The sequence below is a fragment of the Neobacillus fumarioli NBRC 102428 genome (assembly GCF_001591485.1).
GTDB lineage: Bacteria > Bacillota > Bacilli > Bacillales > Cytobacillaceae > Neobacillus > Neobacillus fumarioli.
In genome coordinates this window covers 40,234-53,794 of the sequence record NZ_BCUZ01000009.1, presented here as the reverse complement: position 1 = coordinate 53,794, position 13,561 = coordinate 40,234, and the positions used below count along the sequence as shown (strand labels likewise).

The window sequence follows — 13,561 nt, the reverse complement described above, 5'->3', positions numbered from 1 at the left end:
TTAATAATCTTCATCATTCATACTCTTTAAACATAATAGGGGGGGTATGATGACTCGGTTTCGTCAGTATGTCAATGAATTATTTCATTGGAACGAACAAATGAAACAATTTCTAAATTCGCAAGAGGTAGAAGAAAATTCTGAGCTTTGGAATCAATTGGATGTCTTTACAGAATTGATCGAAAATACAAATCGTGAATTATCCCATGAGGAATTGCTTCAGTTACAAGCTAAAGCAGAGAATATTCATGAGCAAATGGAAAGTTACTTTAAGCGAAAGCAAGAAGGCGTAGTCGGAACTATTTTTGTGCTGGAAAAGGAGGTTCCGGCAGGAGGCCATACATTACCAGAACTTTCGTATTCGTATCATGCATTAGAACCGTATATATCTGAACAAATCATGAGACTTCATCATGATAAGCATCATCGTTCCTATGTAAACGGCTTAAATAAAGCGGAACTAAATCTAAAGAAAGCAAGGGAAAATAATGATTTCTCACTTATTAAGCACTGGTCGCGCGAACTTGCTTTTCACGGATCGGGCCACTATCTTCATACAATCTTTTGGAGAAATATGAGCCCGAATGGAGGAGGGGATCCGCAAGGTATATTAAAACAAGCAATTGAAGATTATTTTGGCAGTATCAGTACATTTAAAAAGCAATTTTCAGAAGCGGCCAAACAAGTAGAGGGAGTCGGCTGGGCGATCCTCGTATGGTCCCCAATAGCCAAACACTTAGAAATCCTGCAAACAGAACGGCATATGCTGCTAACTCAGTGGAACACAGTTCCTCTGCTTGTAATCGATGTCTGGGAACATGCTTACTATCTCCAATATAAAAACGATCGAAGTTCATACGTAGACAATTGGTGGAACATTGTTAATTGGCACGATGTCGAAATGAGATTTGAAAAAGCAGCTGATAAAAACTGGCCAGCGATATAAAAAGGGAGTCGGCTAGCTCATTTGCCCTTTCCACTAAAACAATAAATAGTCATAACAAGCCTTGTCCCGCATAGACTTTTATTAAATAAAGAGCGGGACGAGGTATATCAAATGAGAATTATTTGGAAGCTGGTTATTTTTTTTCTCATCATTTCATTATTGGCTGCACATACGCCCCAAAAGACAAGTGCCTCTATTGGAGTTAGTGCACAAAGTGCCATCTTAATGGAACAAAGCTCCGGGCGCGTCCTTTATGAAAAAGATGCACATACAAAAAGAAGAATCGCAAGCATTACGAAAATCATGACCGCAATCCTAGCCATTGAATCAGGAAAAATGAATCAATATGTAAAAGTCAGTGAAAAAGCTACTCATGCCGAAGGGTCATCCATATATTTAAAACCAGGAGAAAAAATCAAACTGAAAGACTTAGTATATGGTCTGATGCTACGATCCGGAAACGATGCCGCAGTTGCAATTGCTGAGTTTGTAGGAGGCAGTACGGACGGTTTTGTCTACTTAATGAACCAGAAGGCAAGGGAAATCGGCATGTTTGATACTCATTTTGCAAATCCGCACGGCCTTGACGACCATGAAGACCATTACTCCACCGCATATGATATGGCTCTATTAATGCGCTATGCCATGAAGAACAAAACATTTGCCAAAATCTCGGGAACAAAAGAATACCGTGCACCAAACCCGACAGAGGCCTGGGATCGAATTTGGAAGAATAAAAACCGACTGCTGACTATGTATTCATATTGCACAGGCGGCAAAACTGGTTTCACCAAGCGGGCAAAACGTACACTTGTTACTACTGCGACAAAAGGAGATATGAACCTGATTGCAGTCACCTTGAATGACCCTGATGATTGGAAAGATCATACTGCAATGTTTGAAGCAGGATTTAAGCAATATGAAATGGCAGAAATATTGCAAAAGGGGAAAATTGATGTAAATAACAAATACTACAAGAATCTATATATAAAACAATCACTTGACTATCCAGCCACAAAAGAGGAAATGAGTCTGTTTTCGGTTAAATTCAAGTTGGATAAGCCGTCTTCTAATTGGCGCAAGGTATTGAAAAAGGAAAGTATTGTAGGGAAAGCGATTGCGTATCTAGATGGAAAAGCGATAATGGAAACCCCGATCTACTATGCAAACACTGAAAGAAGCAAGGAAAGAAAGAAAGGTCTGTTTGATTTTGTCAAAGAAATTTTTCTCGCCGTATTGGGGTTGACGACAGATGGTTAATTATATTTGGGTCTTCATGACGATTATCGGAATTGTCTTTGCCCTGTTTAATGGAACAATCGAGGCAGTAAATAAAGCAGTGTTTGACGGGGCAAAAGAAGCAGTAACTCTTTGTATCGGTTTAATCAGTGTATTAGTGTTCTGGCTCGGAATGATGCGCATTGCGGAGGAATCAGGCTTGCTTGAAAAATTAACGAAACTTTTCCGTCCACTCGTAAAACGGTTATTTCCAGAAGTTCCCCCAAACCATCCAGCAATGGGCTATATTTTATCCAACATGATTTCCAATATGTTTGGGCTGGGAAATGCTGCAACGCCTTTGGGAATTAAAGCAATGGAAGAACTGAAAAAGTTAAATGGCGGAAAAAATTCAGCAAGCAGGTCGATGATCACCTTTTTAGCAATCAATACAGCCAGTATTACGATTATTCCGACGACCGTCATTGCCATTAGAATGACGTATCATTCTGTTTCTCCTACAGAAATTGTTGTTCCAACCATCATAACCACCATTTTATCTGCAATTGGTGCTGTTTTGATTGACCGCTATTTCTATTATCGACGCCGAAAAGGATGATGGACCATGGCGCTAATCTCTTATGTATCGCTGACCTTTATTCCACTCTTAATAGGATTGATTCTTTTATATGGTACTTATAAACAAGTACCTACATATGAAAGCTTTGTAGAAGGAGGAAAAGAAGGGATCAAAATTGCTGTATCGATTATTCCCTTTCTGGTGGGAATGATGGTAGCCATTTCGGTATTTCGAGCATCCGGTGCACTCGATGCTGTAACAAACCTTCTTCGCCCCTTGATGAACGCGATCGGCGTTCCACCAGAAATTGTTCCATTACTATTCATTCGGCCGATATCAGGTACGGCTGCACTTGGCATGACAAGCGACTTAATTGCCAACTATGGTCCGGATTCGTTTATCGGAAGGTTAGCATCCGTCTTGCAAGGAAGTACCGACACGACATTTTATGTGTTAACCGTTTATTTTGGTGCGGTAGGCATTAAAAAAATGGGTGATGCCTTAAAAGTAGGGCTTTTGGCTGATCTAGTCGGTATCATTATCTCTATCATTGTTGTGGCTGTTTTATTTGGAACAAATTAAGGTCTAAAGGTAAGTTCTGAAATAAGAACTTGCTTTTTTTATTGGTAAAACATCCATTACTTTGAAAAGTGATGAATTTATGTCATAATTTCATTACAATAGAATTTATCTATATATCATATAGTTTTACTTGATTTAATTATATGAACATTTTTTGAGGTGAAATAATGGAAAGATTACAAAAAGTTATTGCTCGTGCTGGTGTTGCCTCCAGACGGAAAGCGGAGGAATTGATTAAGCAGGGCCAAGTAAAGGTAAATGGGAAGATTGTGACCGAACTTGGATTAAAGGTATCACCATCTGACCAAGTGGAGGTGAACGAAATCCCGATTGAGAAGGAAGAACCTGTTTATTTCCTTTTATATAAACCAAGGGGAGTTATTTCCAGTGTTCATGACGAAAAGGGAAGAAAGGTGGTAACAGACTTCTTTCCTGGAGTGGAAGAAAGAATTTATCCGATCGGCCGCCTTGATTATGATACTTCAGGTTTATTGCTGTTGACGAATGATGGAGAGTTTGCGAATTTATTAATGCATCCAAGAAGTGAAATTGAAAAAGTGTATGTTGCAAAAATTAAAGGAATTCCTCTGAAAGAAAACCTACGAAAATTAGAAAAAGGCATCCGTCTTGAGGATGGCAAAACGGCGCCTGCAAAAGTTAAATTGTTATCAGTGGATAAGAAAAAACATACGGCGATTGTGGAAATAACAATCCATGAAGGCCGGAACCGCCAGGTAAGAAGGATGTTTGAAGCAATCGGCCATGAAGTTATGAAACTAAAGCGGGAACGATATGGATTTTTAACATTGGATGGTTTGAAAGCCGGAGAAGCTCGGGAGCTGTCACCTCACGAGGTCAAACAATTCAGGGCGCTTGCTTTAGAATCAAAGTGAAATCTAGCAGATTTCGCTAGTGAGTAAAGAATAAAAGGGAAACACTTGAATAATAGAAATTCAAAGAAACTTCACAATTTCGACTTGCTATCAGAAGTAATGGAGGTTTTTATATGAAGAAACGGCGATTAGTAATGAGGACAATCATCTTACTTGTTCTATGTGCCGCCGTTGTGTATACCCTGTATGCAAACTTTACAAAGGACAATCACCAGTCTGTTGCGGTTGGTTCGAAAGCTCCAGATTTTGTGCTGACAGATCTTGAAGGCCATAAACACCGTCTTTCTGATTATCGCGGGCAGGGAGTATTCTTAAATTTTTGGGGAACATGGTGTCCTCCTTGCAAGCAAGAAATGCCTTATATCAATAATCAATATCATCAATTTAGAGATAAAGGAGTTCAGGTTTTGGCAGTAGATATTCAGGAATCTCCACTTGCGGTCAATGAATTTGCTTCCCGTTACCATCTTGATTTTCCCATCATGATCGACACGAATAAAGAAGTCATGACCGCGTATGGTATTGATCCACTGCCTGCCACTTTTTTAATCGATAAAAACGGGAAGGTGATCAAGTACTATACGGGCCAACTATCTGAAAATTTAGTTAGGGAGTTTATGGAGAAAATAAAACCATAAGTTGTTAGGGAGTTTTTGCTAATGAATGATGTGAAATGCGAATGCGGTCATGTAAACCCGCATGGAACCGTCCTTTGTGAAGCTTGCGGGAAAATACTGGATGAACAGGCTGATAAGAATCAATTGCTTGATATGCGTTATGAAGGCAGCGCCCGCCGTTCACAAACCTACAATAAGACAATTATTGATAAAATATGGAACTTCTTCTCATCCGTGAAAGTTGGCGTATGGCTCATTATCATCACATTAATTGCTTCCGCCCTTGGAACGATTTTTCCGCAGAAAATGTATATTGACCAGCCTCCGGAAGTGTATTATCAGCAGGAATATGGCACGCTGGGAAAGATCTACTACCAGCTCGGTTTTGATGATTTGTACAGCTCATGGTGGTACTTGCTATTAATTGCCATGATTGGAATTTCGCTTGTCATTTGCAGTCTTGACAGGGTAATTCCATTGTATAAGGCGTTAAAAGCACAAAAGGTAACGAGACATGAAGGTTTCTTAAAGCGCCAGCGATTATTTGGAGTGAATTCAGATGCTGCTGACAAAGATTTAACCCTTGTTAAAGAACAACTGCAAAGAAAACGTTACCATATCCGAGAAGAAAACGGCAACTTATTAGCCGAAAAGGGCCGTTTTTCCCGCTGGGGTCCATATATTAATCATATTGGTCTTATAATATTTCTAATCGGGACGATGATGCGTTTTATTCCCGGCATGTATGTCAATGAGAACTTATGGGTTCGTGAAGGGGAAACGGCATTAGTTCCGGAAACCGGAGAAAAATTCTATATTCATAACAATAAATTCATTTTGCAAACTTATGACAAAAACAAAGATAAAACCTTTGCTCAGGCGCTTAGTAAGGCTGGGGAAGTGGCGAAAAATTATCAGTCAAATGTCGTGCTATATGAGCAGTCAGGCAAAAGCCTGCCCGGTGAAAAACCAAAGCTTAAGAAAGTAATGGATTATAAGATTCGCGTCAATCATCCATTATCATTTGACGGATATTCCATTTACCAAGCTTCGTTTCGAAGTGAGCTTAGCGCTATGACCTTTTCACTAATGAATAAACAAACGAATCAAACTTATGGCGATGTGAAGATTGACCTCTATAATCCAAAGGAAACATATGATCTAGGGAAAGGATATTCTGTCAAAATTCTTAACTATTTTCCGGATTTTGAATTCGCCAAGAATGGGGAACCTTCTACAAAATCCCGAGATCCAAATAACCCTGCGTTTATATTTCGTATGTATACTCCTGATAAGCCAAAAGGGGAAACAAGTTTTGTTGCGATTAGACAAACAATTGAGCCATTTGGCAATAATACGTATAAAATGGCATTCAGAGGGATTGACACCAAAAATGTTTCCGGATTTGTCGTCCGGAAGGATTCCTCGATGTGGGTGATTATTTTGGGCGGTATAATTTTCATGATCGGTGTGGTGCAAGGATCTTATTGGCAGCACCGCAGGATTTGGATCCAGCGAAAGAGCGGACAAGTTTGGATTGCCGGCCATACGAATAAAAATTGGTATGGATTTAAACGGGAGATCGAAACAGTACTGGCGGGAACCAAACTTACCATGCCGGAAGACCAACTTCAAGCTGGTAAGAATAAGGAGGAAGGCTAATGGCATCCATAAGCAGTAATTTATTATTTATCGCTTTTATTCTTTATTTGGCGGCAACCTTGTTTTATGGAGGATCTATCAAAGTCAAAAAAGATTCAAATGAAAAGAAAACAACCACTAAATGGGGACAAATTGCTGTATTGTTGACCATTATTGGTTTTATTTCACAGCTTGGCTACTTTATCACGAGATGGATTGCTTCCGGACATGCCCCGGTCAGCAATATGTTTGAATTTACCACCTTCTTCGGAATGGCACTTGTTGGGGCATTTATCGTTATTTATTTTATTTACCGAACAACGTTGCTCGGATTATTTACAATGCCAGTAGCACTCTTAATCATTGCCTATGCAAGCATGTTTCCGAGGGATATTTCACCTTTGATTCCGGCTTTGCAAAGTTATTGGCTCTATATCCATGTGACAACTGCGGCGATTGGCGAAGCGATCCTTGCCATTAGCTTTGCGGCAGGATTAATCTATCTTGTAAAAGCGATTGACCAGACAAAATCGGACTTGCAAACGTTCTGGCTTGAAATTGTGATGTTTACGCTCGTTACTGTTCTCGGATTCGTCGTTGTATCATCAGGCTTTTCAGCTGCCGGCTACCATGAGAAATTTAACTGGATTGATAAGAATGATAACCAGGTTACGGTTGATTATACCATGCCTGCCATTACGGGGCCGCATAAAGGAGAATTGCTGACAAAGGGCGGATTTCAACCATGGGTGGAAATGCCGGCGATTGTCAATGCTAAGAAATTAAATACGGTCATTTGGTCATTAATTGGCGGGCTTTTTCTGTATAGTATTATTAGATTACTGCTCAGAAAGCGGATCGGAGCAGCGCTAAAACCGCTTGTGAAAAATGTAAAGCTCGATTTTGTAGATGAAATTAGTTATCGGTCTGTTTTGATCGGTTTTCCGGTATTTACTTTGGGCGGGCTTATTTTTGCGATGATTTGGGCGCAAATGGCTTGGTCACGTTTCTGGGGCTGGGATCCAAAGGAAGTATGGGCCCTTATTACCTGGTTATTCTATGCTGCTTTTTTACACCTTCGCTTATCAAAAGGCTGGCACGGGAAAAAATCTGCGTGGCTCGGTGTTATAGGCTTTGTCATTATTATGTTTAACCTTGTGGCTGTGAATCTTGTCATTGCTGGTCTCCATTCCTATGCTGGATCTTAATTTAAACCAAAAAGATTCATCCTTTTTATGCCTTCACTTTTTTGAGTGAAGGTTTTTAATTGTTACTTTGTCAAATTATTGACACTTTTAAGTGGTGGGACTAGGTTTGAAAATAGATAGCCATTTTGTAAAATAGACTTCAAGGGGGGATTTTGAAATGGGAAAAGAAGTGAAAATTTTAGTTGTAGATGATGAAGAAAGAATCCGCCGCCTCTTAAAAATGTATTTAAGTCGCGAAGAATATAAGATCGAAGAAGCTGAAGACGGAAATGAGGCATTAGCAAAAGCGCTGGAAAATGAGTATGATGTGATTCTTCTTGATCTGATGATGCCTGGCAAGGACGGGCTTGAGGTTTGCCGCGAACTGCGGGAGAAAAAAGCAACTCCTGTTATTATGTTAACCGCTAAGGGGGAAGAGGTAAATCGTGTTCAAGGGTTTGAAGCAGGAACAGACGATTATATCGTAAAGCCGTTTAGCCCGCGTGAAGTCGTTCTGCGTGTAAAAGCCATTTTAAGAAGGGCATCACAAACAAGTTACTTGCAAACGGAACCAACCACAAAGGATGTGCTTGTGTTTCCGCATTTAACAATCGATCATGACGCACATAAAGTGACGGCAGACGGCAAGGAAGTAAATTTGACACCAAAAGAATATGAACTCCTATATTATTTGGCTAAAGCGCCTGATAAAGTTTTTGAGCGTGAACAGCTGTTGAAAGAAGTTTGGCAATATGAATTTTTTGGCGATCTCAGGACAGTTGATACACATGTTAAGCGTCTAAGGGAAAAACTAAATAAGGCATCGGAATTTGCTGCCAGAATGATTGTAACCGTATGGGGAGTAGGATACAAATTTGAGGTTGTGAATGAATGACTTTTCTGCGCAGTGTTGTCGTTAAACTATGGGGCACCATTCTATTGTTAGTTTCGGTTGTATTGTTTATTCTGACCATTTTGCTTCTTGAATTTTTTCAAAACAATAATATTCAAGAAACAAAGAGGGCACTGACTGATACGGCTGAAAAAATTGCTCATGTGCTCGAGAAACATCAAAATGGACAATTCCAGCTCGGATTAGAAATCTCTTGGCAAATGATTGATGATGCAACAAAAGTAGTTATTATAAAAAATGCACATGAAGTCTATTACTCTCCCAATACTAAGAATGACGGCAAATTAACGATTGCAGATATTAATAAAGACCCGGATTTAGTCAAAGTTTTTCGTCATCATGTAACGGTTGAGAAAGTGTCGAATCTTGCTCCAGTAAAAACAGGGCAGGCAGAGGTGACGAATTATTCGATCATTGGAGTTCCGTTACATCTTTCTGACAGTAAAGATGGAGCAGTCTTTATTTATCAGTCATTAAAAGTGATGCAGGAAACAACTCGCTCAACGACGAAGTTTACTTTATTGGCTGCCGGTGTTGCCATTGTTTTGACCACTATTTTTGCTTTTTTCTTATCAACTAGAATAACAGCGCCATTAAGGAATATGCGGGAGGCAGCGTTTGAAGTTGCACGCGGCAAATTTGATACGAAAGTTCCCATTTTAACACGTGATGAAATTGGGGAGCTGGGAACTGCGTTTAATCAAATGGCCAAGCAATTGAAGTTCAATATGAATGCCTTGAGCCAGGAAAAGGAGCAGCTAGCAAGTATCCTTAGCAGTATGGCTGATGGAGTCATTACTTTCGATCGGGATGGAACCATTCTAATAACCAATCCTCCTGCCGACAGATTTCTCCAATATTTTTATTCTGAAAAGGGCAGCCATCATATAAGTTCCGAAGCGCTCCCCTCAAAAGTGATGGAATTGTTCCAACGTGCTGTTGAAACAGAAAAGGAGCAGGCGGGAGAGGTTTCATTAAAAGGCCGTCATTGGGTGATCCTTGTTTCCCCACTTTATAGCAACCGATTTATTCGTGGAGCAGTTGCGGTTTTACGGGATATGACTGAGGAACGGCAGCTGGAAAAAATGCGTCAAGATTTTATCGCCAATGTCTCGCATGAACTTAGAACTCCGATCTCAATGTTGCAGGGCTACAGTGAAGCCATTGTGGATGATATTGCTGAGACTCAGGAAGAGAAAAAGGAAATGGCTAGGGTTATTTATGATGAATCATTACGAATGGGCAGACTCGTCAATGAACTTCTTGATTTGGCGAGAATGGAAGCAGGGCATATCCAATTATCGATGGAAGAAGTAAATCTAGAATCTTTTATCAATAGAATTATTTATAAGTTTCAAGGCATGGCAAAGGATAATGAAATCAGCTTATCAGCTGAATTGGAAAATGCCATTCCAGCTATCTCCCTTGATCCTGACAGAATTGAGCAGGTTCTAACCAACTTAATTGATAATGCCATGAGGCATACTCCGAAAGGTGGAACGATACTGATAACCGTTACTTTGGATCAAAAAGGGATTACGATTAAAGTGAAAGATTCCGGTTCAGGAATTCCGGAAGAAGATTTGCCGTTTGTGTTTGAACGTTTTTACAAGGCAGATAAAGCACGGACCCGAGGGAAATCTGGGACAGGGCTCGGGCTTGCGATTGCCAAAAATATTATAGAAGCCCATAACGGAACCATATCAGTCCAAAGCAAATATGGACAAGGTACCACCTTCGCTTTTTGGTTACCGCGAAAATCGTAAAATCAGTAAAAAAATTGCCGATTGTTCTTGATTCATATGAAACAAACAGAATGAACTCATCTGTCAAAGCGGGTGGGTTTTTTTTTGTTGAAAATTTTTCCAACTTAAACCTTCCATTTTGCCGGAAAACAGACTATATTTAACATGATGAAACCTTTCGTACATATATATCGACTATTATGGATGAACGGGGAGGGAACAAAGATGGACTCCGTTTTCGATGAACTGTATCACAAATATCATCATGACGTTTTTCAGTTTCTATTTTATATGGTGAGAAATAAAGAACATGCAGAGGATCTCGTTCAAGAGGTTTATATAAGAGTTTATAAATCATATCACCGCTTTAAAGGGGAAAGCAGTGAAAAAACCTGGCTGTTTTCAATCGCCCGCAATGTTGCCATTGACTTTTTTCGAAAACAAAAAAGTTCGAAGGAGAAACTGCTCGATCAATTTGAAGGACAGGCAAACCAGTTAAAGAATGGGCATTTAATTCCCGAAGAGATAGCCGTTCAAAAGGATGAGATAAAGCTGATTTATAAATGTCTGGAATATTGTACTCTTGATCAGCGAACCGTTATTATTTTGCGCTATATTCATGATTTATCCATTTCTGAAACAGCCAAAGCATTAGGTTGGTCGGAAAGTAAAGTGAAAACAACCCAGCACCGGTCCTTAAAGATGTTAAAAAAACAAATGGAGTTGTTTTCCGAAAAGGAGGGAGTTATTTGTGAAAAAGTCAGGGTGGAGCGATCACGAGCTTGAAGCGTTGTTAAGACGAATGCCAAAAATCCTTGATTATCGCGATCCTCATGATATTTACCAAAATATTTACCTTAGAAAACGAAAAACATATGTATGGGCTTTATCCGGAATTACTGCTTTTGCAGTAGTGTTATTTGTTATTATTAAGATTTTCTAATAATATGCTTTGCCAAGTTTGGGTGATTTTTTTTTGAATAAATAAACAAATTAAGCCAAATTATAACAAGTATGGTTTGGCTTCACCTCGGTTCTATGTTCTAAGTAAAGTTTTCTGGACATAATGTAGTGGGGACAAGTTATAAGGAGGAAAGGAATTCAATGCTTGATTACATAAAAAGGTTTTTAATTGCCATCATTATGGCGCTTTGTGTCAGTTTATTATTTATAGGTGCCAAACATTCGGAGGCAGCCGCGCTTTCTGAAAAACCAACTCTCGGCAAAACTTGGATTTGGCCAGCAGAAGGCGTGATTTCCGATACATATGGAACAAGGCAAGGAAGGCATAAGGGAATTGATATTGCGGGAAAATGGGATTCCCCGATTTTAGCGGTTGAAGACGGTGTCGTGGTCAAATCTTATTATTCTGATACATATGGCAATGTCATATTTATTAAGCATCCGAGTCAATTTGTAACAGTATATGCCCATTTAAACAAACGCTTTGTTAAGCAAGGCCAATTCGTTAAGCAAGGTGAAATGATTGGAAAGATGGGAAAGACCGGGCAAGCTACCGGGACACATCTACATTTTGAAACCCATTTGCAAGAATGGAGATATGATAAAAAATTTGCCATGGATCCCGAAAGTCTTTTAGGAAAAGCCTCTGTAGGAGAGGCTGTTCAAATGGGGATTGCAGGTGGAGCAAGGGACGCTTTAGCCGTAAACTCTCCTTATGATCATATGAAAGGGTCAGAAGATCAATATGTTGTTAAACAAGGAGATACATTATATTCAATTGCCAGGAAACGAAATATTTCAGTAGAAACCATTAAGCGGTTAAATCATTTAACTTCTGATATGATCAAACCAAATCAAATCTTGAATGTCCGATGAAAAACCAATCTCTTGCACTTAACAAATTCATCTTTTTTCAGTATAATGAATTTGTTAAGTTAAAATCGATCTATCTTCGGGGCAGGGTGAAATTCCCGATCGGCGGTATTAGAGCAGTGCTCTTAAGCCCGCGAGCCTGAAAAGGGCAGGATTTGGTGAGATTCCAAAGCCGACAGTATAGTCTGGATGGGAGAAGATGGAGGTTCTGCAGGCGTTCAAAATTTGGTATTCATGAACGTTTATTTGAGTATACCTTCAAAACTCCTTCTTTTAAGAGGGAGTTTTATTTTGGTATCGTCATGCTGAACCTCTCTTCCTAAATGATGATGGGTCAACAGGAGAGAGGAGAAGAAAGTAATGAAGAACACAAAAGTAAAAGTCATGGTTTCAATTGGCATGTTGAGCAGTATCGCGTATTTGTTAATGCTCTTAAACTTTCCGCTGCCATTTTTTCCGAATTTTTTGTTCGTTGATTTCAGCGATATTCCGCCGCTTATTGCTGCGCTTATCTTTGGTCCGATCGCCGGCATTTTGGTTGAATTGATTAAAAATATCCTTAATTATATTGTAACAGGAAGTCCAACAGGGATTCCTGTAGGGCATATTGCCAATTTCCTCGCGGGAATTTTCTTCATACTCCCAACTTATTATTTATATAGCAGGTTAAAAACGAGAAAAGGAATGACGCTTGCTTTAATTGCTGGGACATTTACTATGGCTGTGATGATGAGTATATTAAACTACTTTTTCATTCTACCGTTCTATACAGCATTGCTGAAATTCCCTGATATGCGAAATCTGGTAGTTCCTGCCATTCTGCCGTTTAATATCCTTAAAGGTGTCATGATGTCTGCCATCTTTATGCTGCTGTTTATTCGGATGCAGGCTTGGATTCATAAAATTTCACGACTAAAAAGTGTTTAATTCTAACATCAGCCAAGATTTTCTTGGCTGATGTTTTTTTCAATACAAAAAATGTACCCCCTTCCTGAATCAGAAGGGGGTAAGCAGCTTAAGAATATCCTTAAGGCCAAAGATTAATCAAATTTAGTTGGATCTCCATTAAATGGTTCGTCAGCGACCTTGATGGAGTCAGTTGGACAGCCTTCGAATGCGTCCATCATATCATCAATTAATACATCTGGAATTTCAACAATGCCCTCATTATCATCAAGGGTTACAAATGCAATTCCATCATCATCATAATCATAAATATCGGGTGCTGCAGCGCCGCATGCACCGCAAGCGATACAAGTTTCTTTGTCAACAATTGTATACTTTGGCATGAAAAAAACCTCCCAGTAAAATAACAAAAGTATTCAAACATTTTCCCCTATAGAAAACGCCTTTTACATGTTCTATTGTAAAACTGTAAGAGCAACTTTTCAATAGAAAATTCC

The 13,561-nt window shown here is 39.4% G+C and carries 15 protein-coding genes and 1 riboswitch; of the genes, 14 read left to right on the top strand and 1 reads right to left on the bottom strand.

Going from position 1 to position 13,561, the window contains the following annotated elements; translation table 11 throughout:
* Nucleotides 1-49: 49 nt before the first annotated feature.
* The 14 genes from BFU02S_RS03470 to BFU02S_RS03410 all read left to right on the top strand — a co-directional run bounded on the left by BFU02S_RS03470 (nucleotide 50) and on the right by BFU02S_RS03410 (nucleotide 13,085).
* The gene (locus tag BFU02S_RS03470; protein ID WP_066366590.1) at nucleotides 50-946 is read left to right on the top strand and encodes a superoxide dismutase; all 897 of its coding nucleotides are present in this window, start codon (nucleotides 50-52) and stop codon (nucleotides 944-946) included.
* A gap of 111 nt (nucleotides 947-1,057) precedes the next feature.
* Nucleotides 1,058-2,206: a D-alanyl-D-alanine carboxypeptidase family protein gene (locus BFU02S_RS03465; RefSeq protein ID WP_066366586.1), complete on the top strand. Its 1,149-nt coding sequence runs from the start codon at nucleotides 1,058-1,060 to the stop codon at nucleotides 2,204-2,206.
* Nucleotides 2,199-2,783: a nucleoside recognition domain-containing protein gene (locus BFU02S_RS03460; protein WP_066366583.1), complete on the top strand. Its 585-nt coding sequence runs from the start codon at nucleotides 2,199-2,201 to the stop codon at nucleotides 2,781-2,783. Before BFU02S_RS03465 ends, BFU02S_RS03460 begins: the two co-directional genes overlap by 8 nt.
* A 6-nt stretch (nucleotides 2,784-2,789) precedes the next feature.
* Nucleotides 2,790-3,326 (top strand): spore maturation protein, encoded by a 537-nt coding sequence (locus BFU02S_RS03455; protein ID WP_066366578.1) that lies wholly within the window; start codon nucleotides 2,790-2,792, stop codon nucleotides 3,324-3,326.
* Between the two features lie 167 nt (nucleotides 3,327-3,493).
* Nucleotides 3,494-4,219, top strand: a complete 726-nt coding sequence (gene rluB / locus BFU02S_RS03450; protein ID WP_066366576.1) for a 23S rRNA pseudouridine(2605) synthase RluB — start codon at nucleotides 3,494-3,496, stop codon at nucleotides 4,217-4,219.
* Nucleotides 4,220-4,332: 113 nt separating this feature from the next.
* Nucleotides 4,333-4,857: a thiol-disulfide oxidoreductase ResA gene (gene resA, locus BFU02S_RS03445; RefSeq protein ID WP_066366574.1), complete on the top strand. Its 525-nt coding sequence runs from the start codon at nucleotides 4,333-4,335 to the stop codon at nucleotides 4,855-4,857.
* Nucleotides 4,858-4,878: 21 nt separating this feature from the next.
* The gene (resB, locus tag BFU02S_RS03440; protein WP_066366572.1) at nucleotides 4,879-6,498 is read left to right on the top strand and encodes a cytochrome c biogenesis protein ResB; all 1,620 of its coding nucleotides are present in this window, start codon (nucleotides 4,879-4,881) and stop codon (nucleotides 6,496-6,498) included.
* Nucleotides 6,498-7,685 carry a c-type cytochrome biogenesis protein CcsB gene (gene ccsB, locus BFU02S_RS03435; protein WP_066366570.1) on the top strand — a complete coding sequence of 396 codons (1,188 nt, stop codon included), beginning with the start codon at nucleotides 6,498-6,500 and terminating at the stop codon, nucleotides 7,683-7,685. The genes resB and ccsB overlap by 1 nt, the downstream gene beginning before the upstream one ends.
* 157 nt (nucleotides 7,686-7,842) lie before the next feature.
* Entirely contained in the window at nucleotides 7,843-8,559 is a 717-nt protein-coding gene (locus BFU02S_RS03430) for a response regulator transcription factor (protein WP_066366568.1), read from the top strand.
* A complete protein-coding gene (locus BFU02S_RS03425; RefSeq protein WP_066366565.1) occupies nucleotides 8,556-10,343 on the top strand; it encodes an ATP-binding protein in 1,788 nt (595 codons plus the stop codon). The genes BFU02S_RS03430 and BFU02S_RS03425 overlap by 4 nt, the downstream gene beginning before the upstream one ends.
* Before the next feature lie 204 nt (nucleotides 10,344-10,547).
* Nucleotides 10,548-11,108, top strand: a complete 561-nt coding sequence (gene sigX, locus BFU02S_RS03420) for an RNA polymerase sigma factor SigX (protein ID WP_066366562.1) — start codon at nucleotides 10,548-10,550, stop codon at nucleotides 11,106-11,108.
* Complete coding sequence (locus BFU02S_RS16620; protein WP_157075841.1) at nucleotides 11,074-11,265, top strand: hypothetical protein; 192 nt, start codon at nucleotides 11,074-11,076, stop codon at nucleotides 11,263-11,265. Before sigX ends, BFU02S_RS16620 begins: the two co-directional genes overlap by 35 nt.
* Nucleotides 11,266-11,426: 161 nt before the next feature.
* On the top strand, nucleotides 11,427-12,161 hold the full coding sequence (locus tag BFU02S_RS03415; protein WP_066366560.1) for a peptidoglycan DD-metalloendopeptidase family protein: 735 nt from the start codon (nucleotides 11,427-11,429) through the stop codon (nucleotides 12,159-12,161).
* Between the two features lie 68 nt (nucleotides 12,162-12,229).
* A riboswitch (FMN riboswitch) is annotated at nucleotides 12,230-12,363 on the top strand.
* Nucleotides 12,364-12,518: 155 nt separating this feature from the next.
* A complete protein-coding gene (locus BFU02S_RS03410; protein WP_066366554.1) occupies nucleotides 12,519-13,085 on the top strand; it encodes an ECF transporter S component in 567 nt (188 codons plus the stop codon).
* A gap of 113 nt (nucleotides 13,086-13,198) precedes the next feature.
* On the opposite strand, the gene BFU02S_RS03405 is transcribed toward BFU02S_RS03410, so the two are convergent.
* The gene (locus BFU02S_RS03405; RefSeq protein ID WP_066366551.1) at nucleotides 13,199-13,447 is read right to left on the bottom strand and encodes a 4Fe-4S domain-containing protein; all 249 of its coding nucleotides are present in this window, start codon (nucleotides 13,445-13,447) and stop codon (nucleotides 13,199-13,201) included.
* Nucleotides 13,448-13,561: the final 114 nt, after the last annotated feature.

What these genes read in the sequence shown, in the direction of transcription:
- BFU02S_RS03460 (WP_066366583.1), top strand. Translation starts at nt 2,199, where the DNA reads ATGGTTAATTATATTTGGGTCTTCATGACGATTATCGGAATTGTCTTT.
- resB (WP_066366572.1), top strand. Translation starts at nt 4,879, where the DNA reads ATGAATGATGTGAAATGCGAATGCGGTCATGTAAACCCGCATGGAACC.
- sigX (WP_066366562.1), top strand. Translation starts at nt 10,548, where the DNA reads ATGGACTCCGTTTTCGATGAACTGTATCACAAATATCATCATGACGTT.
- BFU02S_RS03410 (WP_066366554.1), top strand. Translation starts at nt 12,519, where the DNA reads ATGAAGAACACAAAAGTAAAAGTCATGGTTTCAATTGGCATGTTGAGC.
- BFU02S_RS03470 (WP_066366590.1), top strand. Translation starts at nt 50, where the DNA reads ATGACTCGGTTTCGTCAGTATGTCAATGAATTATTTCATTGGAACGAA.
- ccsB (WP_066366570.1), top strand. Translation starts at nt 6,498, where the DNA reads ATGGCATCCATAAGCAGTAATTTATTATTTATCGCTTTTATTCTTTAT.
- resA (WP_066366574.1), top strand. Translation starts at nt 4,333, where the DNA reads ATGAAGAAACGGCGATTAGTAATGAGGACAATCATCTTACTTGTTCTA.
- BFU02S_RS03455 (WP_066366578.1), top strand. Translation starts at nt 2,790, where the DNA reads ATGGCGCTAATCTCTTATGTATCGCTGACCTTTATTCCACTCTTAATA.
- BFU02S_RS03415 (WP_066366560.1), top strand. Translation starts at nt 11,427, where the DNA reads ATGCTTGATTACATAAAAAGGTTTTTAATTGCCATCATTATGGCGCTT.
- BFU02S_RS03425 (WP_066366565.1), top strand. Translation starts at nt 8,556, where the DNA reads ATGACTTTTCTGCGCAGTGTTGTCGTTAAACTATGGGGCACCATTCTA.
- BFU02S_RS03465 (WP_066366586.1), top strand. Translation starts at nt 1,058, where the DNA reads ATGAGAATTATTTGGAAGCTGGTTATTTTTTTTCTCATCATTTCATTA.
- rluB (WP_066366576.1), top strand. Translation starts at nt 3,494, where the DNA reads ATGGAAAGATTACAAAAAGTTATTGCTCGTGCTGGTGTTGCCTCCAGA.
- BFU02S_RS03405 (WP_066366551.1), bottom strand. Translation starts at nt 13,447, where the DNA reads ATGCCAAAGTATACAATTGTTGACAAAGAAACTTGTATCGCTTGCGGT.
- BFU02S_RS03430 (WP_066366568.1), top strand. Translation starts at nt 7,843, where the DNA reads ATGGGAAAAGAAGTGAAAATTTTAGTTGTAGATGATGAAGAAAGAATC.